Source organism: Roseofilum sp. Guam, assembly GCF_017746735.1.
In the GTDB taxonomy this organism is placed as follows: domain Bacteria; phylum Cyanobacteriota; class Cyanobacteriia; order Cyanobacteriales; family Desertifilaceae; genus Roseofilum; species Roseofilum reptotaenium.
In genome coordinates this window covers 1-25,621 of sequence record NZ_JAGHZN010000058.1, presented here as the reverse complement: position 1 = coordinate 25,621, position 25,621 = coordinate 1, and the positions used below count along the sequence as shown (strand labels likewise).

The window sequence follows — 25,621 nt, the reverse complement described above, 5'->3', positions numbered from 1 at the left end:
AAGAAGAAGCGTTATCGATAATAGTGAGCTTGAGTATTAAACAGTGTTGCATAAATCCCAGATTTTTCCATTAATTGCCTGTGATTTCCTGTCTCCATAATTCTACCCTCTTTTAAAACGAGAATTCGGTCAGCAAATTTCACGGTTGAGAGACGATGACTAATGATAATAGACGTTCGCTTTTGCGTCAATTGATTCAACTGTTCTAAGATTTCTGCTTCTGCTTGCGGATCTAAGGCGCTAGTGGGTTCATCTAAGATTAAAATGGGGTGATTTTGACGCAGGAAAGACCGCGCGATCGCCACTTTCTGCCATTCACCAATACTCAGTTCTTCTCCATTAATCAATTGCTTGCCTAAAATCGTATCATATCCTTGGGGCAATTGCATAATAACATCCTGAATCTTAGCTAATTCAGCCGCTCGCTTAATTAGGGCTAAATTATCCCAGTGCTGAATATCCCCAACACCAATATTCTCTTGTACCGTTAAATGGTAATGGGCATAATCTTGAAAGACAATGCTAATCTGCTTTCTTACCTGTGTGGGGGATAAATCGCGCAGATCAACCCCATCTAAGCGAATTGTGCCAGCAGTCGGATCGTACAGGCGACACAACAGTTTAATCAGCGTGGTTTTTCCTGCCCCATTTTCCCCCACAATAGCGATTGTTTCTCCGGGTTCAATCGTAAAGTGAACATCTTCTAGAACGGAGCGTTGACTCCGGGGATAGGAAAAACTGACCTGCTCAAATTCTATTTTGCCTTCAATCATAGCCGGCAGTCGAACGGGGTGAGATGGCTCTCTAATAGTTGTCGTTAAGTCAAGAAATTGATAAAACGTGGAGAGGAATAAACTATTCTCATACAAAGAAGCTAAATAACTTAAGCTCTCCCTCAGTAAGGTTTGTCCTCGCTGAAACGCTTGATAGTACATTACTAAAGAGCCAATGGTAATTGCACCCGTTAATGCCCGATCTGCCATCAGGGCAAAGGCGGTAAAAACGGCTAGGGTTGCACTACTTTGGGTGATACTTTCGGCAAATGAACGACGCGCAGATAGGGAAATACGTTGCTGACGAATGCCTTGACGGAGCGTGTTAAAACGTCGTTGAAATAGTTTTCCTAAGTCAAATAAGCGAAGTTCTTTGGCATGATCGACTTGGGTGATTAGTGTACTATAATAATACGCCATGCGTTCTTGGGGAGTCCATTGCTGCCATTGGTGATAAAGCTGTTGAGAAAATTTTAGCCGAACCAGAAAAACGGGGATAGCAGCTATTACGAGGATAAGGGCGATCGCCCAATCCAAAGAAAACAGTAGAATGCCGATACCTACCAGAGATAAACTACTATTGCCTAATTGGATGAGTCGGTTTAAAATCAAAGGTGGACGGTAAGATGCCTCGGTCTGTACCTGATGAAGTACATCATAATATTGGGCATTTTCGTAGTACTCCAAATCTACTTCAATGGACTTGGCATGAAGCAGATTCTGCACGTAGTCAGTAACGATTTGAGATTGGGCTTCACTTACCCATCCGGCTAAGGATCTCAGTCCGTCAGCAAGAATCGCCACCAATGCAGCAATGGCAATTAGCACAAGTACCGGTTTTAGGGAGGTTTGGGCAGTGGAAATGCCTTCGGTGATGCGATCGATAATGAGTTTGGTGAGGTATAGGGAAATAAGGGGTAAAACGGATTGGAGACCAACTAAGGCGATATTCGTCAGTGTTAACTTGGGAGTACTCTCCCAAACCAACTGTACCGCTTTTCTGAGATAGAGTAACCGTTGAAAGCGGGAGGCGATCGCAGCGATAATCGCCATTATTCTATTCACTGTACACTGTTGATAATTGCCCTACCCGCGTTAGAGCCTCTTTCGGCGTAGAAAATGCTCCTGGAAACTGCTCCATTAACATTTGTGCAATCTCGCTCACCGATTTTCCTTGCCCCATAGACTCTAAAACCAATTGCACTATCTTACCCTCTTGATTCAACTGGGGGACAAAAGTCCCTGCCTGCTTCCGTAACTGCTGAGGAGAAAGGGATTGGGCAAAAAAGGTAGATTGCTTAAACTGAGCCTTACACTGGCTTTCCTTTCCTTGTTCCCATACCTGGGTATCCCAACGGAAGATATAGCTATTGTTTACTAAATTGGCTTGTAAATTAACGGAAATTGTATCGCCTAAACGAATTTCAACCGGCTCTAAAAATGGGAAAAACCCTGTCCCATAAATCAATTCTGGCATTCCTGGAGCCGTCGAAAATCCAACTCCCTCAATCAACGTTGCATCAAACCATACACTCAATCCGTGGGCTGTCCCACTCCGAGAGGGTTCAAAAATCATTTGATTGCCCACATTAGGATTTTCAATGGTTCTATAATCTAACGTTGCCCAAAGTTGCGGTTGTACCAATAATTGAGAAGGCATAACCCAGCCTTTCCCCCAAATATTATTGACGTTTTTTTTCGCTGCATCCATGTTGAAACTATAACAATATTTATCCCAAGGATCGTTAATTGTGTTCCACCAATTGGGTGCTTCTACCACACTCACCCAAATGTTATCCTGTTGGGGAATTAACACACCTCCGGGACGCAACAACCGCGTTCTCGCATCAGCTAATGAGCCAATATGTTGCTGAAATAAAGGTAAAACTCCCCGCAAGTCAGAGATAATGACATCAGCTAATTCGGGTAATTTAACGTTAGTCGATAGGTCTTGGATGAACTCAATTTTATCCCTATAGCCATTAGCAACTGCGGCCTGTTTGCCGACTTCAATTGCTGGATTCGTTTCAATGGCGTAAACTTTTTTTGCGCCTAGCTGACACGCAAGGAGGGCAAAGATTCCGGTTCCCGTTCCTATATCGAGAACTACTGAATCCGGAGTAACCGATTGTTTCATAGCTCGATTATAAGCTTCCATGCGAGTGCGATCGCCAATCATGGAGCCATAACTCGATATACTATACATGGGATAAGTTCTCTAAAATCACAGGTGGAATGTTGAATAAATGCTCAGAATTAGGGTGAGCATTCAGTTGATACACGGGGATTTGATTAACCGTATGGCTGAGAAAGTGAAACTCCTGTTCGCGCATGGTCTTATCAAGGAGTAAGTTAGCATAGGTATTGGCAATCAGATCAATTAGAGCTTTATTTTTGGGGAGTTGTGTTAACTCAGGCATGGGAGAAGAACTGGTGCGATCGCCTAATATATAAATACCAACGAGAGGTAGAGGAGTATCTTGGAACTTGTACTGGTCTTGATTGAGGTCTAAATAGGTTTTATCCCAACTGGGGTTAGTGGGAACAAGGCGAGGAAGTGCATCAGGATTGTTATAGAGAATTTCTACAGAAGAGGGCCAAAGTCTGAGTCGGGGATAAGCTGGCTGAACTAGAATCTGATGGTCTTGGTCTACTAAAGCTACGATATCGTCAGAAAGGATAGGATATCCAAGTTCGGCAAATGCTGCTGCAGTGGTGGATTTTCCTGCACCAGAATGACCGACCAGTGCGATCACGCAATTACCGACGGCGATCGCACTGGCATGAAGACAGGTTACTCCCCGCAAACGCAAAATCAATCCCATCACTGGGCCGAGCAAATAGGTCGCTGTATCCTCCAATGTTAACTCGTCCGGCCAAGTTCCCCATACCTCTGTACCCTTGCAGTCTAGGATAAACTGAGTGCGATCGGCATAGACCAATCTTAAGTAAGAACCATTAAGAAGCTGCTGAACTGTCCACAAGGGTTCTCCCGTATTAGTGGGGATCGAACTCACACTTTGAGTTGATGAAACGTTGAGTAAGGCTTGGCTTAACCATAGGGGTTCGATTCCCAGCCTTACTTCTACGTCACAACTTTTTGCTGGGGAAGGTAAAGGAACTAAACCAGATATGGGACAGTTACAGTTTAGTAAAAGACCAAATGCAGAAGAACAAAATGCCACAAGTCGGGATTTTTTTTAGTCTTGATCGATCCATTCAGTTAGCAAGAGGAGAGTCTTGCCAACTGAATCTAAAATCCAGTTTTATTGTTTGGGGCCGCCGGCATACCAGTATAGTTGTCTAAAACATTGGAGTTAATACTTGAGGCCTTGGTTAACTGACTGACATCACCGTACCTGATCAGATTTGGACTGTGATAGTTTCTTTTGATAGTTTTCTTATTTTCCGAGTACATAGCGAGCCTCCTGAGTTGATTTTGAATCAATTTTAATTGATGATAGCTGATGCAGCCAGTAGTTCAAGCTTATTGGACGAAGGTCGATCAGAGCTTCACCGTTCTGAGCTGTCATTCCGCAAAGGCGTGGGATAACCGCCTTATTTACATAGTTAGACAGTCGAGGAGTTTCATCAAACTCATCAACCCATTTGTCCTCCAATTGTTGGAGTCTTAGTTTAATAGAATTACCCATTGCAGGAGCTTTTGGACGACACCTTACAGGTTCCGGTAGTTTTCCCACCATAGACACCCTTAATATTTCTTTGAACAAAATCCATGAAATCACTGGGATCGAAAATAAAAACTCTATTAATCGTAGATCAAAATATGGATATCTAACTTCGGTGGGGAACCCTGTCACACTTGAGTCATAACTCTCAAATAGATAAGAGCCAAATGGCTCTACTAACATGGCATAGGCTTCAGGACGAAAACTAACTATGGGTTTAAGTTTTCCTTGATGGTAAACATTTTTCCATCTTGCTTTTAAGTTTAGCTGTTTCTCTAGACTTGGATTCAGCCATGCCGGATAGGAAGGGGTCCATGATGATATTCCTAAAGCCTCTTTCAATCGAGCGCGTATACCTGGCTGAGGAATATGTTTATGAGATTGCCAATATTTCCATATCTCTAGTATCAGTGTTCCGATTTTCCCCTTTCTAATCATAGATACGCCATAATAATAAGACCCTTCTGAGTGAAATACTCCATCTCCACCTTCACCACTGAGAGTCACCCTACTATGGGAGGTCATTGCTTGGTAGTATTCTTTATTGCTTTTTACTAAAGGAATTAAGGTCGGTTCTGGCGCACATCCTTCTATATCTTCCCCTCCTTTACACAACTCTAGGTCATCAGCGACTTGGTAGTGGATGGGAATATCCAGATGTTCGGCAACTAAACCGGAGTAGTAGCGCTCTTCGTCGGGGAGGAGACGATCGAAGACGGTGGTGTATGCTCTGAGGTCGTAGGAGGGGTAAGTTTGAGAGAGGAGTTCTTTGGCGATCGCCACTGCACTGGTAGAATCTAATCCTCCACTCATATAAACTGCAACTTTATTGGTTCTCAGTCGATCGCCGACCGATACCCGCATTAAGTCTAAAAACTGCTCTACATACTCTTCGTCTCGTTTATACCGGATATAGCCATCGGTTGGCAATGTCCAGTATCTCTCAACTTTAAAGTTCTCTGGAGTCCAGATTAACCGATGAGCGGCAGGTAGCCGTTGGATATCCGCAAAGGCGCTGGTATCGATTTCTTGGTTGTACCCGAATAGGAGGAAATCGGCGATCGCCAAATCATTAAGCTTCTCCGATACAGACGGATGCAGTCTCACACAATTGAGCGTATTACTGAACACAAATTCTTTGCCCAAATGAGCGTAGAAAAATGGTTTTACCCCAAAATGATCTCTGGCGCAAAATAAACGCTGTTCCCGGCTATCCCAGATAGCGAATGCAAAATCCCCAATCAGGTGATCCAAACAATTTATACCCCAAATCTGATAGGCATGGAGGATTAGATTGGGATCGGGAGTATCTAAGTCAACCGATTCTCCTCGGTCTTGAAGACTTCGGATCAACTCTCTGCGACCATCGACCCGTGCATCCGCTACAATCCATACCCGCTGATCCACTGTTAGAGGCTGGGTTTCATTTGCAGATTCGTCAGTTGTCCTCAGCAGGGTATGCCCAAAACCGACGGAACCCTCTGCCCAGATTCTCTGGACATCCGGCCCCCGGAAGGTCATATATCCTGTCATCTTTGCCAATCGCTCCCGGTCAACGGGAGACTGATCGGCATTGACGATTCCTACGATTCCGCTCACTCTCTTCACCTCTATATGGTGTTTAGATGGAGTAATTAGCTGATTTTTAAATCAGTCTGGCCACTTAAAACGAGCTGATTATACTCCACCTATGCCTGAACTGTAAACCGATCTGCCTTGATTTTTCCAGAGTGTACTATAGCTCAACTGAAGGATTTTCCTGAATTATTTTTATGGCATATTGAAAAAAAATTGGCGATCGCCCCCGATCCCTGAAGCCACTTTTACGCTGGACTCACAGTAACCAGGTCATGATCAACCATATTTTCAATCAGTTCAATTAAATCTTGGTGCAGTTTTTCCGGCTCTACCTCATACTCTTCCAAGAGGCGATCGCTCGCTTCTTGAATCGAAGCAGAACCCGTCAACAGGGATAACATCCGTGAACCCACCTCATCCAAGCCGAAGTATTCCTCACTGTTTAGGTTTAGTAATACTGATTCTCCAGAAAGTTCCTGAACTAGGACATCTGGAGCTAGAGTAATGTTTTGTTGATTAGAAATAGAGATTTCCACCTTAGTTTTGGGTTAATTAGTGAGTGATCGGTTAATTGAGCTATCGTGCGAATTGGATTCAGCTCATAGTATAGCGATTCCGTAAAACTTAGCAAGGCCCGTTTATCCCGGCTTATGCATCTTGCCTTTAAGGGTTACACTCAAAGCATACACTTAAATTAATCCGATCTCCACATTTACCCTCCATGCCAACGCTGACTGCTAGAACCGTTTCTCTAAGTGAACTCGAAGATCGTTTTCAACTGCACTTGACAAATGACCCTGATGCTTTCTCAGAATGGCACACAGCGCTACCAGAATTGACCGATACAGAGCAAGAGCGCTGCGATCGCATTAAAACCAGCTATACTTATCTCCTGCGCTATCCTCCACTGCTGGAAAACACGGTAAAAATGGTCGTTCTTTCTCCTCTGTTAGATATGGCAGGTTTCTTTTTACCTCCCTTCCGCATTCGCTCGGAAGTCTCTACAGAAATCACTGACCAAGATGGAGAATTGAAAGTTACGGGCAACTTAGATGTATTGGTGTTGGGTGAGAAGTTTTGGGTATTGGCGATCGAGTCTAAGCAAGCGGCTTTTTCCCTAGAAGTAGGCAGATCTCAACTACTTTCTTATCTCCTTGCTAGTCCTCATGCCGCCACATCTGCCACCTATGGACTCCTCACCAATGGAGCTAATTTTACCTTTGTGAAACTTATACCTGATGTGAACGGGTTTATTTATGATCTCTCAGATGAGTTCAACCTTCGCAACCGCCAGAATGGTTTATATCCCGTGCTGCAAATTCTCAAGCGTCTGGCTAGTGTATTCACCCAAAGGGTCTAAAATTGCTGGGAGGTTCCGTGGGGGTTAAGTGCTGTTAACCCCTACAGGATTATTCTGAATTATAATCCTCAAGGACAAAGGGAAAACCAGGTTTTCCCTATTGCCTGTTGCCCATTGCCTCCCTCTTTAATAATGGTTGCCCACCTTTCGATGGTGAACGGCGGTTAGAGCATCTACATTACTCACTCGTCCAGTATCAATGGTGGAATAGACTAACCAATGATCGGAAAGCTCCATCCGACTAGCCACTTCACATTCCAGATAAGCAAGAGCATCTGTCAAAATGGGGCTGCCATTGGCGGCTGTTTGGGTTTTTACCCCTTCAAAGCGGTCTGCACCAGGGCCAAAGCGCTTGAGGAAGTGGCGCATTAAGCCTTGATAGTTATCTTCACTGAGGATATTGAGAACAAAAGTATCGCCTACATGCATCAGGGATTCGATCGCCCGATCTTTGGCTACAGCAATGGTAATCCCTAGGGGCTTAAAACTTGCTTGAGTGACCCAAGACGCGAGCATAGCGCTTTTGAGTTCACCTTTTTGGGCGGTAATGATATAAAGTCCGCCACTTAAGCGACCCAAGGCTCGGTCTAGATCATTATCCAGGGACTTCATCTGTTTAATGGCATCTTTGAGTCCCAAAAGTTGCCCCATATCCGTTCCCGCTTCTTCACAGACTTGATAGGTGGCTTCTGTGGGAGCTTCTTTGATCAAAATAGCGGGAAAGGCTTCTTTAAGTCCCAGTTCTTGGAATTGGTTCCGCAGGGGATATATGGAGAGATCGTCCCCTCCACCAGACTCAAACAGACCGATCGCCTGTTTATCGTTGGCAGCGACTAAAATGGTACTCAAGGCCGCTTCTGCTTCTTTGCCGACATCTCCGGACTGGGGAGTCGCTCCAATGACGAGGGCTGATGCCATTTCCACCAGTTCCCGGACTTCCTGAGGATCGGACGCTCGCAAGTCCATCATTTCTACAGCGATCCCGGTTTTGGTGATTCCGTGGGAAATTGCTTGCGAGAGGCGATCGCTATAGCCATAATCTGAAGTATAGAAAACGGCAACGGTTTTTTCGGCTTTGGTTTTCTCCTTACTCCAGCGATCGTAACGGCCCGTGAGTTCCTCTAAGTTATGCCACAATAGGGGGCCATGGCCGGTGGCAATCAGGTTAATCTCTGGGAGTTTGGCCATCCGTTTCATGGCGTTAACAACAGAGCGGGCATTGGGAGCCATTAAGCATTCATAGTAAAAGCGAAAGTCTGCTTCGATATCGCTTAAGTTTTCATCATAGGTGCGATCGGAGCAATAGTGCATTCCGAAGGCATCGCAGGTATAAAGAACAGAAGTTTTATGGTCGTAGGTAAAGATGGTATCGGGCCAATGGAGATTCGGAGCGCTAACGAATTCTAAAATATGGCCTTGACCCAAATCTAGGGTATCGCCATTTTTCACCAATTGGCTTTCAAAGGGTTTATGAATTAGGTTTTGGAGAAATTGAACGGCAATTTTAGCCCCAACCACGACTGCATGAGGCGCGAGTTCGAGGACATCTTTGACCAAGGCACTATGATCGGGTTCTGTATGACTGATAATAATGTAGTCAATGGTGGCGGGGTCGATTTGTCCTTTGAGGGTGTCGAGATAGAGTTGCTCAAATTTACGATGGGACGTATCGACCAGAGCGGTTTTTTCACCTTGGATAATGAAGGAGTTGTAGGTGGTGCCATTTTGTAGTCCGAACTCGATGTCAAAGCGATCGCGATCCCAGTCGAGGGAGCGGATCGTTGTTGTATTTTCGGCGATCGAAGCGGTTTCTATTGTTAGTCTTTTTTGAGGGCGATCGGTCAGTGCTACCATAGTTTTCTGTCCTGTATGGGAGGTGAGGGACGACGGCGATCGTCGTTATCTATATTGTTACAAAATCCTGGGATTTCGGGAAGGTCAGTGCAGTAAGAAGAATTAATCAAACGGGTTAATTACGGATATACCCCATAGAGAGCAGGTTTTTATCATGTCTGCCGACTCCCCACTCCCTGATAAACTGTAAACAGAATGTTAACCGTGTTTCTGCTATGCATACCCAATCTTCATCTCTGAGCGCCGAGCAACACCAGAAAAAAATGAAACGTCGCCAAGAGGTGCAAAAAGAGCGCGTTAGCAAAGCCGATAAGGAAAAGGGTTTGATTATTGTCCATACGGGAAATGGGAAAGGCAAAACTACAGCCGCGTTAGGGATAGTATTGCGATCGCTCGGTCAGGGCTATAAAGTGGCGATTGTGCAATTTATCAAAGGCGCATGGGAACCAGCAGAGAAAGCCGTTTTACAACCTTGGGTTCCCCAACAACTGGAATTTAAGGCTATGGGAGAAGGCTTTACTTGGGATACTCAAGATCGCGATCGCGACATCGCCAAAGCCACAGAAGCTTGGCAACAGGGATTAGCCTATTTGCAAAACCCGGAATTTCGCCTCGTATTACTCGATGAAATTAATGTGGCGCTTAAATTGGGATATTTGCAGGTTGAAGACATTATTGCCGGTTTAAGCACAAAACCCCAAGATTCCCACGTCATCCTCACGGGCAGAGGTGCGCCAGAAGCCCTAATTGAAGCGGCAGATTTGGTTACTGAAATGAAGTTACTTAAACATCCTTTCCGCGAGCAAGGAGTCAAAGCACAACCCGGAATTGAGTATTAGTATTCATTAGTAGACTTCTGGTAGACGTTAGAGAATAGGGAATAGGGAATAGGATTGTGGTACATGGCTTTGGGGATTCAATAGTGTACTCCGTAACAGCACAAAGTCCTGTATGCAAGAGGTCTAATAATTAGACTTCTTCTGTCACTTTCTCAAAAAGTAGGAAGTAGACAGTCGAGAAAACTCGGTTTTCTCTATTGCCTGTTGCCTATTGCCTATTGCCTATTGCCTTCCCTAATTGTTTTTCTCTGCAACTCTAGGTAAACGATCACCCAAAAAACTCCATTGAGAGATCGCCTCATTGGTCCATAACCAATCGTCTTTTCCTAGAGATAGAGGTTGAAATGCCAAGGGAGCGCGAACCATTACAGCCTCATAGAACTCAAATGCTTTTTGCTCTTGATTTTCCTGGGCAAAAACTAAGGCTAATCCAGCATAAGCCGTTAATAATTCTGGGGAAGTCTCACTCTCAGTATGCTGAGTTGCCAGCTCAAAATTCTTCTTGGCTTGATCTAAATCCTTGTAGGCATAATAAGCAAATCCTAAAGCATTGTAATATTTTGCTTGTTGAAACCCTTTTTTTATCGGAATTCCCCAATAGCGGATGGCATCATCCACACTATAATTGCGATTTCCCTGTTGTAGAGCTTGCCAAACTAAGCGTCCCCAAATATAACTCAACTCTGGCTCATTGTTCAACTCACGGGGAGCGGTTTCTAAGGCTTGCTTTGCATAGGAAATAACTCCACTGTCAAGCAAATCTTCTACATGGATAATTCCTTGCTCCACATTACCTTGATTAAACTCAGCGATCGCCTGAATGACCAAATTCTGATTGGCATTTTCTGTATTGGGCTGATCTGTAGGCAGAGGAGAAGGACGCACGACAACAGAATCTTCCCAAGGATTGACAAACGTAATATATCCCTGGGAAATACTAAATATTAATAGAGCAACTCCCCCCAAAAGGCTCGTCCCTATCATCCCAAAACGCCTAAGATCTAAGGGAAAAGACGAGAGTTTCACCCATCGCTTAGGTGATCGCCTCTTGTCCGGTAATGCCTTGTCTTCGCGTCTCTCTACAGGTAAAGAGGAAATCGCTTGAGTGTGCGCCAAAGCTTGATTCAAGGCGATATTCCCTTGGGGATGTTCTGGATCGAGATCGAGCAATTGACGATAGAGATCAATGGCTTCTTGGACTCGGCCTTGTTCATATAAAATACAGCCTAAATGGTAATAAGCGTCGGTATAATGGGCATCAGTTAATACAGCCATCTGATGGGCAGAAATAGCATCTTCAATTTGACCTTCTTGATAAAAAATGACTCCTAAGCGATCGTAGGCTTCTACATCCTGGGCATTTTCTTGAATCCGTTGCTGATAGTAGGTTTTATCCTTCTTGATGGAAAGCTGAGGAACTTGTGGAGACGCAACAGCAGGCACAGGACGAGAGACAGAATGGGGGCGCTTCTCTGGAGGCAAAAATTGCTCAAATCCAGGTTGTAAATAGAGAATGGGCAAGGCAAAATAGAGAGCGTCGGAACCATAGGCAGCAATCAGACCTTGACGAGTCCGATTTAAGCTTAAATCAATGGCATATTCTCGCTTCAGGTTGCGATAGAATAATTGACTAAAGGTGATGGCGACTTGATCGGGGATGCGATCGCCCATTGCCAAGACACTGGGAATCCCTCGTTTGAGCAAACTTTCGGCTAAACTGGTATCTCCGGTTCCGGCACTGGAACAGGAATTAAACAGGGCCATTAAAATCCCATTATTGACTAATAAACCGGCTAGATCTTCTCCATGGAGTTGTTCAGTTAAGCCCGTGTGTCGATTTTTGAGATAGATTTCGCCTCCCAAGGCATTGGCTTGACTGTGACCGGAATAATGGAAAATATGATATTGTCCTTGTTCTAGGGTTCGGGTTAATTGTTCGCGATCGGGAAAGGTGAGAATATCCAGATGGACATCTAAACCTCTGCTTTCGTGATTTTGCAGTTCCCCTTGTAAGCGATACATTTCTTGATCGAGAGCTAATCCTTGTTGATCGCTGGGCGCTGAAAGCACCATCAAGATGTTCAACGGTTCTACAATTGGATCGGAGTTTAAAGGTCGGACTCTGGGATTGAGATGGTAGCGAGAAAAGAGAATTTCCGTATTGGTGGTGAGAGGGCGATCTCCAGCATGAAGAATCTCCCAAGGAAGTTGGGCGACTAGGGGATCTTTCAAGTGTAAGCGCAACCGTAGGGGTTCGGTGCGGTTATGGGCAATTCCTTGGGCAGTATGCCAACTTTGGGCGATCATTCCTTGAAAGAGGGAGCTATACAAGCTTTTGCCAAAACTGACTAAATCTACAGATTCGGAGGAAAGGGGAGTCGGAAATAGAGGATTGCCGATCAGATATTCGGTTAATTCTAGCCAATCGGCGATCGGCCATTCCACCTGTTCTTCCGCTAGAGGAACTCCAGGAGCGACTAATTCGGTTCGCACTAAGTAAGTTTTACGCAAGGGGAGATTCCCACTGGCGCTTTCCCTGACATAACCCACTGGCGTGACGGACAAATGAAATTCTTGAGTCACCGCTTCACCTGCACCTTTTCCCGATTCGGACAAAAAGCCCTGCTGACTACTTGGCTCTGACTTTCTTTACAGGAGTTAGAGCCTCAAGTCAGGGAAGTTTCTAGATTGCGGAAGTCGGGAGTGGGAAGTTGAAAGAGAATCAAAACAATCAGAAATAATTGGCGATCGCCTTGTATCCTCTCTGCAATTGTTTTAAAATGAGGTTGCAGAAGGTAAGCTTTGTATACTAAAATACTTTTATATAAAATAGCTAAAAATGCTAAAACGATTGGGTTGGGTAAAAGAGGCTCAATCCAAGATCCCGATCGCAGCATCGCAGCACTGCAACAATGAAACCCTAAGAAACGGTAAGGGCACTCTAAGTTGAAGCACCACGGAACTTTAAGTTAACGTTAGATTATAACTATCTCCAATCAAAATTTATTTCTTATTTCTCAAGTCTGCTCAACTTAACTTATCCCTATCACCCAAAATCCGTGAGGCCAAACCTATGAAACTTAAGAAACACGCTATACAAGCAGCAAGCTTGTCTCTAGTGACGATCGTAACGCTCTCGATAGCAATAGAAACGGTTCAAGCTGCTATGTTTACCCCTCCTTCAGATAATAGCGCACCCCGTCAATCCACAGGAGGAGCATCAAGGAGTAGTTTCTTACCTCCTTCAGACAATAGTGCCCACAGGAGGAGCATCAAGGAGTAGTTTCTTACCTCCTTCAGACAATAGTGCACCTAGTCAATCCACAGGAGGAGCATCTCGTCAGAGCTTTACCCCTCCTTCAGATAATAGCGCTCCAAGCCAAGCAGCAGGGGGAGCATCAAGAGGTAGTTTTATTCCTCCTTCAGATAATAGTTCTCCCAGTCAAGCAGCAGGGGGCGCAGCTCGCAGTGAGCAGAACTATCTTGAGCAATCAGCTATGGTGGCCGTGTTACCCGAGAATTTCTACGGTACGACTCTATCAAGCCATCCTATGATTTTGGTTTATGTGCCTGAGTCCCCAGGAGGAGAAGGAATCTTTTCTCTCAAAGATGAGGACAAAACTCTTCTGTACACTACGTCAATTCCGGTCTCTGGAAAAGGTGGAATTCTTGCCATTCAACTTCCTGAAGATGCGCCTGGATTGGAAGTGGGTAAACTCTATCAGTGGTATTTTGCCCTTAAGTTGGAGCCAGGATTATCTCCCAACACTCCGTTTGTTGATGGTTTGGTGAAAAGAATTGCTCCAAGTTCTCAGTTGGCGAGATCGCTCGAAGGCAAAACCCGTTTACAGCAGTCCTCAATCCTCGCAGAGAATGGAGTCTGGTATGACTGTGCTGCTATCCTCGCAGCCTTACAAGTGGTTGATCCCACGAATCCTGAATTGGTGGCAGAATGGACAGAGTTGTTAGACTCAGTAAACTTATCCAAACTAACTAAAGCCTCTCTGATTCCAACAGCTTACTAAATCTAAATGCCCAGATTCAGGAGTTACAGTAAGAAGATTACGCCAGATCTGAATGCTCCTAAACCCTGAATAAAGAGCAAGACTCAAGCGACAGTTTGAGAAATATTTTCTTGTCTATAACACCACAATTAAATATTTACAGCAGCAAGAAAAAAAGCGCATTAGTTGGCAATCAAAGGAGAAATCCTCAGAGGAAAGTGCCGACTAAAGGAAGCACTGTCCAAAAAATCAGTGAGGGTCAGGTAACCTTTGCTTAATTAATAATGAATTGAACTATGTTGCCAAGATTCCAAGCATCAATCAGACCTTACCTTTGCCTGATCATCATTGCTTCTAGTGTATCGGCGAGTGCGATCGCGATTAATCTCTTAGGCATGTTCAATCTGTTGGAATGGGGCATACGGGATCTGTTTTTTCGCTTGCGGCCACAGGAATCTATGGAGGAGACCATTGTTATTGTCACCATTGATGAAGAAGATATTAAATTTGCGGGCAACTGGCCGATTCCCGATCGCCTGTTAGCCCAAGCCATCCAACAAATTAGCTCCCAGGAACCGGCGATGATTGGGTTGGATATCTATCGCAATATTCCCGAAGAACCAGGACATGCGGAACTCAAAGAGGTTTTTGGTAGCACTCCCAACCTCATCGGAGTGGAAAAAATTATTGGAGATCGCGTCGAACCCCCTCCAATTTTACAAGCCCTAGATCGAGTTGCCCTTGCCGATCTGATGTTGGATGGAGATGGAAACATCCGCCGTGCGTTACTCTCTACAACTGATAACCAAGAAGAAGGGGCAATTAAAGATGGGTTGGCTGCCAATATTGCGATCCAATATCTGGAGCAACGGGACATTACCTTAAATATGCTTAATCCAGAACAGCTCAAATTCCAACTGGGTTTTACCACCTTTACTCCCCTGCAAAATCGAGAGGCCGGCTATTCCAAAAAAGCCCTCGGTGGCTATCAGATTTTACTCAATTGGCGAGGACCAACGACCATGTTTCCGACGATCGCTTTGCGGGATGTGGTCCAAGGTCAGATTGCACCTGACTTAATGCACGATCGCATTGTTCTCATTGGATCAACCGCTCCAAGTACCAATGATTTCTTTGCTACGCCCTATAGTACCAGTTGGTTAGAAACCAAAGAACTGACTCCAGGCGTGGTGGTTCATGCCAATATTATCAGTCAAATCATTCGCAGCGCCTTAGAGGGTCGTCCCTCGATTAAGGGATGGACAGGGAGTATGCAAGCACTTTGGATCGGACTTTGGGCCTCGTTGGGAAGTGCGGGACTCTGGTTGGTGATCGTTTGGGGTGAGCAGAAAAACCGGACTCTTCCTGGAGGGAATGTCTTGTGGAGTGTCATTCTGTGGAGTGCAGGGTTGTTGGTGGGAGCCTATGGGGCCTTCTTGGTCGGCATCCTGATTCCAGTGATGTCTCCCCTGGCCGCTTTTGTACTCAGTTCAATCATAACGACGAATACTTATAAGCAGCAAAAACTGGCGATCGCTAATCAACAACTCTTCATTGCCAACCAACATCTCTCCGACTACTCGAAAAACCTAGAAGCTAAAGTAGAGAAGCGCACTCAACAATTAGTACAGGCTAAAGAAGCGGCCGATGTTGCCAATCAAGCCAAAAGTGAATTCCTCGCCAACATGAGTCACGAGTTGCGAACTCCCCTCAATGGCATCTTGGGGTATGCCCAAATTCTCAAGCGCTCTGCGACTGTCCACTCCTTCGATAAAAAAAGTGTCTCTGTTATTCAACAAAGTGGAGAACACTTACTCAAATTAATTAATGATATTCTTGACCTTTCCAAAATTGAGGCTCGAAAACTCGACTTATTCCCCGAACCGATTCATTTTTCCACCCTACTCTTTGGGGTTACCGAAATTTGCCAGATCAAAGCCACAGAAAAGAATTTACCGTTTAAATGGAATTTCTCCAACGATCTCCCAGAAGAAGTTGTGGTTGATGAAAAGCGATTGCGCCAAGTTTTGCTCAATCTGCTCAATAATGCCATTAAGTTTACCGATCGCGGCTCTGTTACCCTGTCCGTCCAAAAGCAAGCAGAAAGCCACACTCAAAATAACGCTCAATCTGAGTCAACAGCAACTATCCGCTTTGAAGTAATCGATACGGGTGCAGGAATGACCCCTGAACAAATGGAAAAGATTTTCCAACCCTTTGAGCAAGTTGGAGAAGCGAAACGAAAGGCAAAAGGAACCGGACTAGGATTGGCTATTTCTCAACAATTAGTAGAGATGATGGGGTCTCAATTGCAAGTCGTATCGGTATATGGGGAAGGAAGTACATTCTGCTTTGACCTAGATCTGCTTTTAGGAGAAGGAGAAGGAACTGTACTCACGCCAAAAACCTCGGCTGACCACATTACTGGCTATTCTAATCACCAACCCGTGAGTATTTTGGTTGTTGACGATCACTTGGATAATCTGGATATTTTTACGAAATTGCTCGAACCTTTGGGCTTTAAGATCTTTGCAGCTCAACAGGGTGAAACAGCTCTGAGAAAAGCCAGTGAGCTACATCCTGATGTGATGATTGTTGACTTAATGATGCCGATTCTAGATGGATGGGCGGTCATTTCCCAGTTGCGACAAAACCCAGAGTTTCAAGAGATGATCGTGATTGCTACTTCAGCTAATGTATATGAGCAAAATCGCGATCGTGCCATAGAACTCGGCAGTAATGATTTTCTACCCCAACCGATTCAATTCTCCCAGTTATTAGAACAATTACAGCATCATTTGCAACTGGAGTGGGTGTATGAAGGGGCAAAAGATGGAGAAGAATCTGAACATGAGGAAATGATCTTTCCTACTTCAGAGGAATTAGAAGGAATTTTGAAAGCAGCAAGGATTGGTGATATTGAAGTAGTAGAACAAAAAGCCAAGAATTTAATGGAACGGCATCCTACATACAAGGTGTTTGCCGAAAAAGTTTTGACTCTCGCTGAGGAGTTTAATGATTTGGCGATCGTAAAACTGATTAAGTCGGGCAAGGAGAGTCAGGAGGAAAATAACGAATCATAAAGAATCATTCATTATCAAGGGAATAGGGCGTGGGCAATGGGCACTCAGGGACTACTGGTATAGCAGAAAAGGAGTTGTAGGTGATGGTTTAAGGCACTCTAGCAACAGGCACGAATCGCAATAGAAAATGTCCTAACTCTCCCTTTCTCTGCTATATAGCACTTTGCGCTCATGTGCTGGAAAAACCTGTAGGGGCGAACAGCCGTCCACCTCTACATGCCCCATTCATCCAAATGTAATGCCTAAACTCTCAGCCGTACTACGGCGTGTAAAAGGGTTCCAAGTACCTAATTCTTGAGCTTGTCGTCCACGCAGAAGGCTCTGAGCTTGTTCGGTTAAACCTTTGACCTGACTAAAGTCGGCTCCGGCAATATTCTGTACTTGGTCAAAACTGGCTCCCGTGAGATCGGCGCAGCGAAAGTCTACCCCTTGCAATTCTGTATTATTCAAGCGAGCGTTACGCAAATTAGCGCCGGTTAAAAAGGCTTTTTGTAAATTGGCTCCACTCAAGGCTGCATCTTCTAAATTGGCTTCGGTTAGGTCTGTTCCACTCAGATAAGCACCGCGCAAATTAGCACCCTGTAGATCGGCTCCTCGAAGATTAGCGGTATTTAGAAATACTCCAGCTAAACTTGCTTTTGGTCCGAGTGCTCCTGATTTCCGATAGTCGAAACCTTCTGGCCAAAGGGTTTCACTGTTGTAGAGAGACAGTTTTAGCCTAGTCTCTTCTAAAACTGCGGCGGTTAAATTGGCACTTTGCAGTTGGGATCGATTTAAGTATGCTCCTTTGAGGTTCGCCCCCTGTAAGTTGGCTCCTCGTAGATCTGCCCCTCGTAGATCTGCCCCTTCTAGGTTGACTCCATTCAAGGAAGCTCTGCTCAGGTTTGTGCCAATCAAGTTAGCAGTGGCTAAATTAGCTTGATTTAAGTCTATGCCGGATAAATCCATTTGCATAGCGTCTATTCCAGGTCGATCTGCTCCGGGATGCAGTCCGAGTTGCTCTGGAGTGCGATCGCCATTTTCTGTATACACCATGTTGAATGAACGAATATGAACCAATTTGATTTATCCTAAAATTTTAGGGCACATGACTTAGAGTTTTGTTAACTTTTCTTAATTAAAAACCACATCTGCCGATTGATCTGACAACAGAAGGTTTGACTATTCATGTTACTTCAGCATCCTATGACGATGATGGACTTCTTTCGCAAAAGTGAAGGAGTTTGGTATTCGGAGCGCACTGTCCATCATTTTGACTCTACGATTAATGAGTCTGGACTTTCTAATCTCATTGTCCAAGTTTTTGGCCCCAATGATCCCAAAGTGGTAGAGCTTTGTGAGATCAATAAGACCGATCCGGCTACAGCGTCTGGGGGAGCAAGTTTTATGTGGCAAGACAACTTAGATACTGACCAAGAACCTAATCCCAATTATGCTGCGGTTTTGGTGGATATTCCTAATTCAGATAATCCTCGCCAAGGCTATTTTTTGCGAAATCGAGGGTATGTTGAGGGTATCCCGGTGATTGGACGATACCATTTTGCGACGGATGGGGTATTAACCATTGAGACGGAGTATGAGCGCAATCAAGGACAAGAAAGGGCTTGGTTTATTACGGATAATTTCCGCGTGCGTGTGAGTACCGTGAAAATGCTCAATGGGGTCAATTTAATGAGTTATGCCTCAGAACGCCGGTGTGTCCTTCCAACCCAGTTGGAAGAGATGGACAAGAAATATCAAGCGATCATTTAGCAGAATAGGGGCGAAAAATTCTTCGCCCCTACTGGTTTAAAAGCTATGAGTGCGCCACCGGTTTAGGTGATATTCACCGATCGCCGAAACTTGTTGCAAGCGATGTACTTTTTCCTCTAAGGATTGGATCGTTTCCTGCTGGAGATGCAATTGCGATCGCAATTGACTTTCCTTTGCATGGGGCGTTTTCACACTTTGTAATTGTGCCTGTAGACTCTCCACAATCTGGTACTGTTGTTGCAGTTTATATTCTAGGGCTTCATACTCTTGGTCGGAGATAGACTGATTCTGACTCTGATGGTCTTGCTGTTGTTGAGCTTCTAATAACTGGGCTTGAATCGCTTCGTAATGCTCTTTGGGAACCGTAGTATTTTTCAGGACATCATGGGTTTGCTGAAGTTGGTTAACTTGAGCTTGTAACTGCGCAATCGTTTGTCCTTGTTCAGTTATTTTTTGCTGCCAAGCGGCGATCGCTTCTTGATTTTCCTCTTCACTCCTGCTTTGATGAGCCTCCTGATCCTGAAGCTGTTTCACTTGAGCTTGCAATTCAGAAATCTGGTATTCTTTTTCAGCAATAGTTTGCTTGAGTACGGACTCCGTAGATTTGTGTTTCTGATAAGCGGTCAGCTTTTCCTGTAGGGTCGCAATGTTTTGCTCTTTTTCTGCCAAAGCTTGGTTCAGTTCGGCAACTTCGGCTGAAGTTGGAGGCGCTTCTGCTGATGAAACTTGACTAACGGCAATATTTTTCAGTGCCGGAAACTTGGACTCGTTTTTTGAACCATTGGCATCCCCTGATTTAGTCTCAAAGTCTAAAGTTAGAATCGTATTCGTCAGCTCACTTTTAATGCTGATATACCCCCTAGAAAGCCGCTCTACCAATTCCGAACGGGATAGTTTCGTGGTTTTAGCCATCTCGCTCAGTAGCTCTTTTCCAGTGGGGGTAATAGAAATTCCTAACTTCATTTTTGACTCTGAATATTGGGTACGATTGTTTGATGTATCTTTAGCCATTTTAGCAAATTTTGGATTAAGGTTGATTTTTTGTTACACTCGTTTATCCTTCATCATTTTCAAGAGGTTTACAGTCCTAAATTTTCGGTGGGGACTTCTTGGGCAAAACTGGTTATCTTTTCAAATTCCAAGGCTCCCTCTGTTGACCCCCAAATCTGTTCATGGGTCTTGACATCCATCCCCCGATCCAGACTTTTCCACGTGTTTTCTGTCAGTTCTACTTCACTAACCAAGTAGGTTTGGTGTCCCTTGCGATGAATGAGACATTGATTTCCGGGTTCTACCGATCCCCGATAGCACGTTCCATCCCATTGGAAAACCATGGAGCAGTTATAGCGCCGTTGGATGACCTGGGGGGTAATGGTCTGGAGAATGCTTAATTCTCGTGCTGAACCCGCATAAAGGATGGAGTCTTGTAAGCTATAGTTTTCGATATAAATGCGATCGCCTTGATCGACTAACCGATGTACGCCTTGACGGTATGGACTCCAGAGATCATAGTCATAGACTTGCTCCGAATAAAACCCAATACCTTGAAAAAATTCCCAGGGCAGGGGTCGCCACAAGACATGAATATGGGCATATAATGTGGGGTGGTTATAGGCTTGCTGATGATTGCTAAAATCTCCAGCTAACCAATGAGCGAATCTAATCAGTTCCTGAGAAGAGGATACAGATACACTAGAGGTCATGGAACAGTTTGCTATTCTAGGGGTTGGGGACAATTAGCCAGGGACAGAAATTGTGATTGGCTAGGGGTATACCTGGCAATTGATGACCATAACAAGTTTTTTACGATCCCCAAATTATATCTTAAATTGTGGTTTTTATCTATATGGGGATCGCGGATAAATTGACGGTTTGCCCAACAGTCTCAAGCTTTAGGAGGATAGAGACCGGATTTCAGAAGAAAAAGAAGCAGTGGTTACGCCTTGGCCATCACGGGTTTTAATTTGGGAAACCCGAAAACGTAAATTAGGGGTAGCAAACCAAATCCGCTCTTCGGCTGCTGCCCGATCGTATTCAGTGATTAAGGTAAAGATGCCTTCAGTATTGAGAGAATAGTGACCGATCGCTGGAATGGTTTCGGCATAACCGCGATCGCGCAGGAGTTGGCCATTCTGGGGAGACTCCGGGTCAGGAATGGGGACTAAAATACACGATCCCTTGAGTTCCTGTTCTTCTTCTTCTTCCTCTTCTTTATCCCAATCATCTTCATCCCAATCCGATTCTCCTTCCCAAGTCATCCTAAATGGGGATTCCATGCTGGCTGGATCGATCTTATATAATTCACACACCTCTAGGACTCCCGGATCTTGGGGGTCTAGGGCCATAATGTCTATGGTCGATCGCACTTTTTCAAAATGGGCGAAGGCTAAATGATGGGCACTGCGTTGCGATCTCCATCGCCCAATTGACTGTTTTACAAATTGTTTCAGATCCATAATCTCAACTTAAAATATCACCCTTACCGTCACCGCCGTCTTTTCAAAGGTTGACAGCGGAAAAATCGCCGTCTTTGCTTTCCTGGAGATAAGGTTCGGTATAGCTGTTTACGCTTTAGAGAATTTTTCATGCGCTGACGACGCACAGGGGGTATCCTCGACCGGTCAACTTTTCGCTGCGGAAATAAGGAATAATAAATGGGAGAGAAAGGTTTCGGCTCTGCAACTGCACGTGCTTGAGGTTGAAAGGTTTGAGCGATTGGAGGATCGAGTTCGACTTCCACAGGTTCAGGATTTTGGGATGCTTCGCGATCTAAAATCCGATCTGTCTGGTCGCTTAATGATGCTTCTGTCCTCACGGACTCGAAAGATTGTGAGATCGCCTGATGCTCAGTTGTGGTCTCAGCCTTCTCTAGCTTTTGAGTGACCCGTTGAACCTCTAGGATTTTACCTCCTGAACGGTGAATCCGCTGTATCGCCTGAGATAATTGACTTTGGCGCACAGTTAACCCAGACCGGACGCGACGCTGATGGGGGGAGTTACCTCCCTCAATTTGCAGGCGCACCATTGGTTCATGTAAGGCTTTTCCCTCTAGTCCCATAAGATCCAATTATTTTTTCGTTTTTTAGGCGATCGCCCTATTGTCCCTATCTACTACCCTTGCACATTGTCGAAAGCATTTTCGTTGCCTAGGCTACTCCATAGAAAGCCGGCAGTAGAACGGTCTCTGTCCTACTGCCACCTATCGATCACACAAAGACAGGATTAATTGACAGCACTAATGCTGGCAATCTTACCTCCTTGTTTGTGGATTTGCTGATAGGTCTTAGAGAGTTCATCAAAGGAAACCAAGAACACTTTGTTGCTGCGACGGAATTTAGACACCCGATTAACTGCTCCTGGGGAACCATAACCCGTGACTTCAATCCGGTAAACTTTTCCACCTTCAGTCGCGCCTACTCCCAGACGAGTCCGAGCGCTAGAAGTAGAATCTTGGAAAGACCAACCTCCAACACCACCCGAAGGAGGAACAACGGCGGTTGGTGTTCCTTGAATCACCAGTTTATTCAACCGAGGACGATTGCCAGCCAAACTACCTTTGAAGTCGCTGCTGCTGGGCCCGCGCATCAGTTGGAACATATGGGTAAAGCCCACCATGTTTTTACCGGTTTGGGTTTTGTAGCCCCGCACATAGGGGACAATATTTTCCCCAAATGTATCTTGATATTCGTCACTATCAATGTAGGAATCAATATCTGCTTCAAAACCTTCGCGATCCAAAATATCACTATGAGCTTTCATTTCTTCATAGCTATTAGGAGCGCGGCCTAAAAGATGTTTGAAGTTTAACTCCGTTGCACGATAGCGAGGGCAAGACTCGAAGAAACGAGTGCGATATAAGCCAGATTTTGCCACTTGACGTACGAATTCACGAACGCTGAGTTCTCCCCGCTTGAATTGAGATTCAGCGATACTCAAGCGTTCGCTGTCCATGACATAGGCATTGCCTAAGACTTGGCGGTAGACTGCGCAAATGACGGCTTCTACTTCCTCATCCGATCGTCCTGGCCAGACTTCAATGGGATCGGTTTCTTCGTATAAAGAAACTCCTAATTCCGACGCGGGTCCAAAAGGCATTTATTCTAATCTCCTTTCAAAAGAGGGTCTACAAAAGGGTGAATTCCTGGGAAGGACGTTTAAAAACGCTAAGAAACTTAACATTTCTGTGCAGAAAACGCTTACTCCTCGGACTAAGCTGATGTTCTGACTTTATGCCAATTTCTTCCAGTTTCTTTCCGGTTTCCATCTCCTCATTTATATCCTGAGGGTCGGCCCGGAAACTATGAAGAATTGTAAAGTTTCAGCCCCTTAATGTGACTAATCTGTTTGATTTTCTCAGAATATGAGTCATTTGACTATCCTATTCGGAGGACACTATTTTTTTTGTTCTACTCCAAACCCTACAAGAGCCAATTGATCGAGGGGGTGTCCTTCTGCCGGGCGATGGTAATTAAAAATGCGCCGAATTCTGAGAGTGGGGTTAATTAGGGCGATCGAATCTACGGAAATTATACGCGTATAATTTGTGGTCATTAATAATTCCAAGGTTTGGGGATCAAAGCGGAATTGGGCGACCTTGGGTGCGGCTTCTTCATAGGCGCGATCGCGCAAATAATCCCCTGTCAACACTCCAGAGGTCTCTTCCTGGGGAACAAACAGCATATTAAGTTTCTGGGAAACCCGTTCCCCTTTTTCCGAGACCGTATCAAATCCTAAATGAAACCCACATAAAGATTCGATATTATCGAGTTCTGGACGTTGGTTATCTTTAAGAACTTGGGTTTTGGCTGCAGTTGATAGGGGAGCGATCGCGAATTCTGTGTGCGATCGTTCCACCTCCTGAACCGTTAAATAGTGATAGGTCCGCTCTGTCACCCATTCTCCCACACAACAATCAAAGAAATACCGAAATCGATCCATGGACACTGCCTTTCCTCCTTTACTTCCTATAACCATCAAATCCTTTAAGCCGATCGATCAAATGATCGAAATAGGGCAACAACTCAGTCTTCTTATCCCCACCACACTGTTCAATGCCAATTTGTTTCATCGATTCCAAACCCATCACCATGGCATCTAAAGGAACTGCTAACTCCTGATACAATAAATCCATATAGTGCAATCCCTCTGGATTAGTATACTGGGGCGATTGGCCAGCGATTCCATAATGAATACAGCGCAAAAAATGCCAAAAATCCCGCCAGCAATTTTCCGCCCGCTTTTCCGGATATAATGCCCCTCCTGGTTCCGTAATCTGGGGAAACTGCTCTAAAACCTCAGATCTAGCCCGATCGATAATCTCTGGTGCGCGATCGCGCAATTCCTTGGCTATATCCAACCATTCTCCCTTTTCCCCTGCTTGACTGGCTAAATACTTTAACTGATCGTCCGTTAAATATTGGCGCTCTTGATTAGCCTGTTCAAACACCTGAATCACATCCGGCTTTTCGGCCGAGATCCAACTCTCAAAACTAACAATTTGGGCTTTAGTAATTAATTCTTGAACAGCAGGACTTAACATGATCTCTTTCTGACAATTAAACGGGCAAACACTAAAGAGGGGAGTTTCGTTATTTATCCCCTCTAAATTCGATTAATTTTGATTCCCACGCAATTCCTGAAGTGCCCGATCGATTTTAAGGATTTCCTGATGATTAGCCAAATCGTCTAAAGCTTGCTTTTTAGAGAACTTAGCCTTGCGAGAAGCGCCCAAGAAATCATTGACCAGACGTTCACGATATTGCTCTAATTCACGAATCACTTCTTCAATTTCTTGAGGAGAGGCTTGAGTAGAGTTTGATTCAGACATAGGGATTCAATTAGGGTATTAACACTCAATTTGGCATTTTGTAACACCTATCATCTTCCCAAATATTGGAGTCTGTGGTTAAAATTTTAAGAAACGTAACACAAGACCTCGCCAACCCCCATGGAACTGCATCAAATCCAAACTGCCCTCAACAGCTCCAATTCCCAAGACCGACTCAAAGCCGTCACCGCCCTCAAAGACTATAGCAGTGAAGATGCAGTCCCCTTGCTGATGAGTAAAATCAACGACCCCGATTTTCTCGTCCGTTCCTTTGTTGCCATGGGACTAGGGCGCAAACAATCCCCCGACTCTTTTCCTGCCCTGCTGGAACTGCTCAAACGAGACCCAGACCCCAATGTGCGATCGGAAGCTGCCAACTCTCTCTCCTACGCCGGTCAAGTCGCCATCTCCCATTTGGTGATCGCCTTTCATCAAGATAACCATTGGTTGCTCCGTCGCAGCATCATTGCTGCTCTTGCTGACCTCGGTCATCCAGAAGCCTTATTAGAAGTTTGTCTGTGTGGCTTAGACGGCGAAGATATTACGGTTATTGAAGCTTCCATCGAAGGACTCGCTTGCTTAGTCAATACCCACAAACAACAAGCAGCCCTAGAAACCCTATTACCGGCGATCGCCTCACCCGAATGGCGCATCCGTCGCAAAGTCGCTTGGGCGCTACAACAGTTTGCTGACTCAGAAGCAGCTCAGGAAGCCCTACAAGCCCTCTCCCAAGATGAGGATCATCGCGTGGTGGCTGCTGTTTTGGAAAATCGGTTATAGCATGTTTTAACTTGCCGGTCTTACATTGAAGGGGCTATAATGTAAACAAGAGTCAAATAGTCTTTTATGGAAAGAGCATTCA

At 44.9% G+C, this 25,621-nt stretch carries 24 protein-coding genes; 7 read left to right on the top strand and 17 right to left on the bottom strand.

Going from position 1 to position 25,621, the window contains the following annotated elements:
- Nucleotides 1-11: 11 nt before the first annotated feature.
- The 5 genes from J7529_RS20125 to J7529_RS20105 form a co-directional block, all read right to left on the bottom strand.
- Entirely contained in the window at nucleotides 12-1,826 is a 1,815-nt protein-coding gene (locus tag J7529_RS20125) for an ABC transporter ATP-binding protein (protein ID WP_318730444.1), read from the bottom strand.
- Nucleotides 1,827-1,830: 4 nt separating this feature from the next.
- Nucleotides 1,831-2,979, bottom strand: coding sequence for a 50S ribosomal protein L11 methyltransferase (locus tag J7529_RS20120; RefSeq protein WP_271940543.1), 1,149 nt, complete (start codon nucleotides 2,977-2,979; stop codon nucleotides 1,831-1,833).
- Nucleotides 2,972-3,958: a hypothetical protein gene (locus tag J7529_RS20115; protein ID WP_318730443.1), complete on the bottom strand. Its 987-nt coding sequence runs from the start codon at nucleotides 3,956-3,958 to the stop codon at nucleotides 2,972-2,974. The genes J7529_RS20120 and J7529_RS20115 overlap by 8 nt, the downstream gene beginning before the upstream one ends.
- Before the next feature lie 216 nt (nucleotides 3,959-4,174).
- Nucleotides 4,175-6,061, bottom strand: coding sequence for an asparagine synthetase B family protein (locus J7529_RS20110; RefSeq protein ID WP_318730442.1), 1,887 nt, complete (start codon nucleotides 6,059-6,061; stop codon nucleotides 4,175-4,177).
- A gap of 224 nt (nucleotides 6,062-6,285) precedes the next feature.
- Nucleotides 6,286-6,576, bottom strand: coding sequence for a PqqD family protein (locus J7529_RS20105; protein ID WP_318730441.1), 291 nt, complete (start codon nucleotides 6,574-6,576; stop codon nucleotides 6,286-6,288).
- 185 nt (nucleotides 6,577-6,761) lie between these two features.
- Between J7529_RS20105 and J7529_RS20100 the strand changes: the two genes are divergently transcribed.
- Nucleotides 6,762-7,400: a restriction endonuclease subunit R gene (locus tag J7529_RS20100; protein ID WP_318730440.1), complete on the top strand. Its 639-nt coding sequence runs from the start codon at nucleotides 6,762-6,764 to the stop codon at nucleotides 7,398-7,400.
- Nucleotides 7,401-7,526: 126 nt separating this feature from the next.
- Here J7529_RS20100 and J7529_RS20095 read toward each other — a convergent pair whose 3' ends face one another.
- Complete coding sequence (locus tag J7529_RS20095) at nucleotides 7,527-9,254, bottom strand: diflavin flavoprotein (RefSeq protein WP_318730439.1); 1,728 nt, start codon at nucleotides 9,252-9,254, stop codon at nucleotides 7,527-7,529.
- Between the two features lie 215 nt (nucleotides 9,255-9,469).
- On the opposite strand from J7529_RS20095, the gene cobO reads away from it, so the two are divergent.
- On the top strand, nucleotides 9,470-10,093 hold the full coding sequence (gene cobO, locus J7529_RS20090; RefSeq protein WP_271940527.1) for a cob(I)yrinic acid a,c-diamide adenosyltransferase: 624 nt from the start codon (nucleotides 9,470-9,472) through the stop codon (nucleotides 10,091-10,093).
- 234 nt (nucleotides 10,094-10,327) lie between these two features.
- Here the strand turns inward: cobO and J7529_RS20085 are convergent, their stop codons facing one another.
- A complete protein-coding gene (locus J7529_RS20085; RefSeq protein ID WP_318730438.1) occupies nucleotides 10,328-12,709 on the bottom strand; it encodes a CHAT domain-containing protein in 2,382 nt (793 codons plus the stop codon).
- 50 nt (nucleotides 12,710-12,759) lie between these two features.
- Complete coding sequence (locus J7529_RS20080) at nucleotides 12,760-12,990, bottom strand: hypothetical protein (protein WP_318730437.1); 231 nt, start codon at nucleotides 12,988-12,990, stop codon at nucleotides 12,760-12,762.
- Between the two features lie 176 nt (nucleotides 12,991-13,166).
- Between J7529_RS20080 and J7529_RS20075 the strand changes: the two genes are divergently transcribed.
- The 3 genes from J7529_RS20075 (at nucleotide 13,167) to J7529_RS20065 (ending at nucleotide 17,180) form a co-directional block, all read left to right on the top strand.
- Nucleotides 13,167-13,376 carry a hypothetical protein gene (locus J7529_RS20075; protein ID WP_318730436.1) on the top strand — a complete coding sequence of 70 codons (210 nt, stop codon included), beginning with the start codon at nucleotides 13,167-13,169 and terminating at the stop codon, nucleotides 13,374-13,376.
- On the top strand, nucleotides 13,348-14,118 hold the full coding sequence (locus J7529_RS20070) for a DUF928 domain-containing protein (RefSeq protein ID WP_318730435.1): 771 nt from the start codon (nucleotides 13,348-13,350) through the stop codon (nucleotides 14,116-14,118). Before J7529_RS20075 ends, J7529_RS20070 begins: the two co-directional genes overlap by 29 nt.
- A gap of 275 nt (nucleotides 14,119-14,393) precedes the next feature.
- The gene (locus tag J7529_RS20065; RefSeq protein ID WP_318730434.1) at nucleotides 14,394-17,180 is read left to right on the top strand and encodes a CHASE2 domain-containing protein; all 2,787 of its coding nucleotides are present in this window, start codon (nucleotides 14,394-14,396) and stop codon (nucleotides 17,178-17,180) included.
- 225 nt (nucleotides 17,181-17,405) lie between these two features.
- Here J7529_RS20065 and J7529_RS20060 read toward each other — a convergent pair whose 3' ends face one another.
- Nucleotides 17,406-18,215, bottom strand: a complete 810-nt coding sequence (locus J7529_RS20060) for a pentapeptide repeat-containing protein (protein ID WP_318730433.1) — start codon at nucleotides 18,213-18,215, stop codon at nucleotides 17,406-17,408.
- A 132-nt stretch (nucleotides 18,216-18,347) separates the two neighbouring features.
- Between J7529_RS20060 and J7529_RS20055 the strand changes: the two genes are divergently transcribed.
- Nucleotides 18,348-18,932 (top strand): phycobiliprotein lyase, encoded by a 585-nt coding sequence (locus J7529_RS20055; RefSeq protein WP_271940517.1) that lies wholly within the window; start codon nucleotides 18,348-18,350, stop codon nucleotides 18,930-18,932.
- Nucleotides 18,933-18,968: 36 nt separating this feature from the next.
- On the opposite strand, the gene J7529_RS20050 is transcribed toward J7529_RS20055, so the two are convergent.
- From J7529_RS20050 to J7529_RS20015, 8 genes are all read right to left on the bottom strand, one after another.
- The gene (locus J7529_RS20050; RefSeq protein ID WP_271940515.1) at nucleotides 18,969-19,943 is read right to left on the bottom strand and encodes a hypothetical protein; all 975 of its coding nucleotides are present in this window, start codon (nucleotides 19,941-19,943) and stop codon (nucleotides 18,969-18,971) included.
- 68 nt (nucleotides 19,944-20,011) lie between these two features.
- Entirely contained in the window at nucleotides 20,012-20,635 is a 624-nt protein-coding gene (locus tag J7529_RS20045) for a chromophore lyase CpcT/CpeT (RefSeq protein ID WP_271940513.1), read from the bottom strand.
- 189 nt (nucleotides 20,636-20,824) lie between these two features.
- Nucleotides 20,825-21,388 (bottom strand): phycobiliprotein lyase, encoded by a 564-nt coding sequence (locus tag J7529_RS20040; RefSeq protein ID WP_271940512.1) that lies wholly within the window; start codon nucleotides 21,386-21,388, stop codon nucleotides 20,825-20,827.
- A gap of 29 nt (nucleotides 21,389-21,417) precedes the next feature.
- Entirely contained in the window at nucleotides 21,418-21,990 is a 573-nt protein-coding gene (locus J7529_RS20035) for a phycobilisome linker polypeptide (protein ID WP_318730432.1), read from the bottom strand.
- Nucleotides 21,991-22,154: 164 nt separating this feature from the next.
- Nucleotides 22,155-23,027: a phycobilisome linker polypeptide gene (locus J7529_RS20030; RefSeq protein ID WP_318719102.1), complete on the bottom strand. Its 873-nt coding sequence runs from the start codon at nucleotides 23,025-23,027 to the stop codon at nucleotides 22,155-22,157.
- A gap of 297 nt (nucleotides 23,028-23,324) precedes the next feature.
- Nucleotides 23,325-23,870 carry a phycobiliprotein lyase gene (locus tag J7529_RS20025; RefSeq protein WP_271940506.1) on the bottom strand — a complete coding sequence of 182 codons (546 nt, stop codon included), beginning with the start codon at nucleotides 23,868-23,870 and terminating at the stop codon, nucleotides 23,325-23,327.
- Between the two features lie 19 nt (nucleotides 23,871-23,889).
- Nucleotides 23,890-24,471 carry a phycobilisome protein gene (locus J7529_RS20020; RefSeq protein WP_271940505.1) on the bottom strand — a complete coding sequence of 194 codons (582 nt, stop codon included), beginning with the start codon at nucleotides 24,469-24,471 and terminating at the stop codon, nucleotides 23,890-23,892.
- Between the two features lie 72 nt (nucleotides 24,472-24,543).
- Nucleotides 24,544-24,759: an acetyltransferase gene (locus J7529_RS20015; protein WP_271940504.1), complete on the bottom strand. Its 216-nt coding sequence runs from the start codon at nucleotides 24,757-24,759 to the stop codon at nucleotides 24,544-24,546.
- A gap of 120 nt (nucleotides 24,760-24,879) precedes the next feature.
- Here J7529_RS20015 and J7529_RS20010 point away from each other — a divergent pair, with 120 nt between their 5' ends.
- Nucleotides 24,880-25,539 carry a HEAT repeat domain-containing protein gene (locus J7529_RS20010; protein ID WP_271940503.1) on the top strand — a complete coding sequence of 220 codons (660 nt, stop codon included), beginning with the start codon at nucleotides 24,880-24,882 and terminating at the stop codon, nucleotides 25,537-25,539.
- The last annotated feature ends 82 nt before the right edge of the window (nucleotides 25,540-25,621 follow it).

Bases quoted from the DNA above. Each gene is read 5' to 3' on its own strand.
- J7529_RS20125 (WP_318730444.1), bottom strand. From the start codon at position 1,826: ATGGCGATTATCGCTGCGATCGCCTCCCGCTTTCAACGGTTACTCTAT.
- J7529_RS20120 (WP_271940543.1), bottom strand. From the start codon at position 2,979: ATGTATAGTATATCGAGTTATGGCTCCATGATTGGCGATCGCACTCGC.
- J7529_RS20100 (WP_318730440.1), top strand. From the start codon at position 6,762: ATGCCAACGCTGACTGCTAGAACCGTTTCTCTAAGTGAACTCGAAGAT.
- J7529_RS20095 (WP_318730439.1), bottom strand. From the start codon at position 9,254: ATGGTAGCACTGACCGATCGCCCTCAAAAAAGACTAACAATAGAAACC.
- cobO (WP_271940527.1), top strand. From the start codon at position 9,470: ATGCATACCCAATCTTCATCTCTGAGCGCCGAGCAACACCAGAAAAAA.
- J7529_RS20080 (WP_318730437.1), bottom strand. From the start codon at position 12,990: ATGCTGCGATCGGGATCTTGGATTGAGCCTCTTTTACCCAACCCAATC.
- J7529_RS20075 (WP_318730436.1), top strand. From the start codon at position 13,167: ATGAAACTTAAGAAACACGCTATACAAGCAGCAAGCTTGTCTCTAGTG.
- J7529_RS20065 (WP_318730434.1), top strand. From the start codon at position 14,394: ATGTTGCCAAGATTCCAAGCATCAATCAGACCTTACCTTTGCCTGATC.
- J7529_RS20060 (WP_318730433.1), bottom strand. From the start codon at position 18,215: ATGGTGTATACAGAAAATGGCGATCGCACTCCAGAGCAACTCGGACTG.
- J7529_RS20055 (WP_271940517.1), top strand. From the start codon at position 18,348: ATGTTACTTCAGCATCCTATGACGATGATGGACTTCTTTCGCAAAAGT.
- J7529_RS20050 (WP_271940515.1), bottom strand. From the start codon at position 19,943: ATGGCTAAAGATACATCAAACAATCGTACCCAATATTCAGAGTCAAAA.
- J7529_RS20045 (WP_271940513.1), bottom strand. From the start codon at position 20,635: ATGACCTCTAGTGTATCTGTATCCTCTTCTCAGGAACTGATTAGATTC.
- J7529_RS20040 (WP_271940512.1), bottom strand. From the start codon at position 21,388: ATGGATCTGAAACAATTTGTAAAACAGTCAATTGGGCGATGGAGATCG.
- J7529_RS20035 (WP_318730432.1), bottom strand. From the start codon at position 21,990: ATGGGACTAGAGGGAAAAGCCTTACATGAACCAATGGTGCGCCTGCAA.
- J7529_RS20030 (WP_318719102.1), bottom strand. From the start codon at position 23,027: ATGCCTTTTGGACCCGCGTCGGAATTAGGAGTTTCTTTATACGAAGAA.
- J7529_RS20025 (WP_271940506.1), bottom strand. From the start codon at position 23,870: ATGGATCGATTTCGGTATTTCTTTGATTGTTGTGTGGGAGAATGGGTG.
- J7529_RS20020 (WP_271940505.1), bottom strand. From the start codon at position 24,471: ATGTTAAGTCCTGCTGTTCAAGAATTAATTACTAAAGCCCAAATTGTT.
- J7529_RS20015 (WP_271940504.1), bottom strand. From the start codon at position 24,759: ATGTCTGAATCAAACTCTACTCAAGCCTCTCCTCAAGAAATTGAAGAA.
- J7529_RS20010 (WP_271940503.1), top strand. From the start codon at position 24,880: ATGGAACTGCATCAAATCCAAACTGCCCTCAACAGCTCCAATTCCCAA.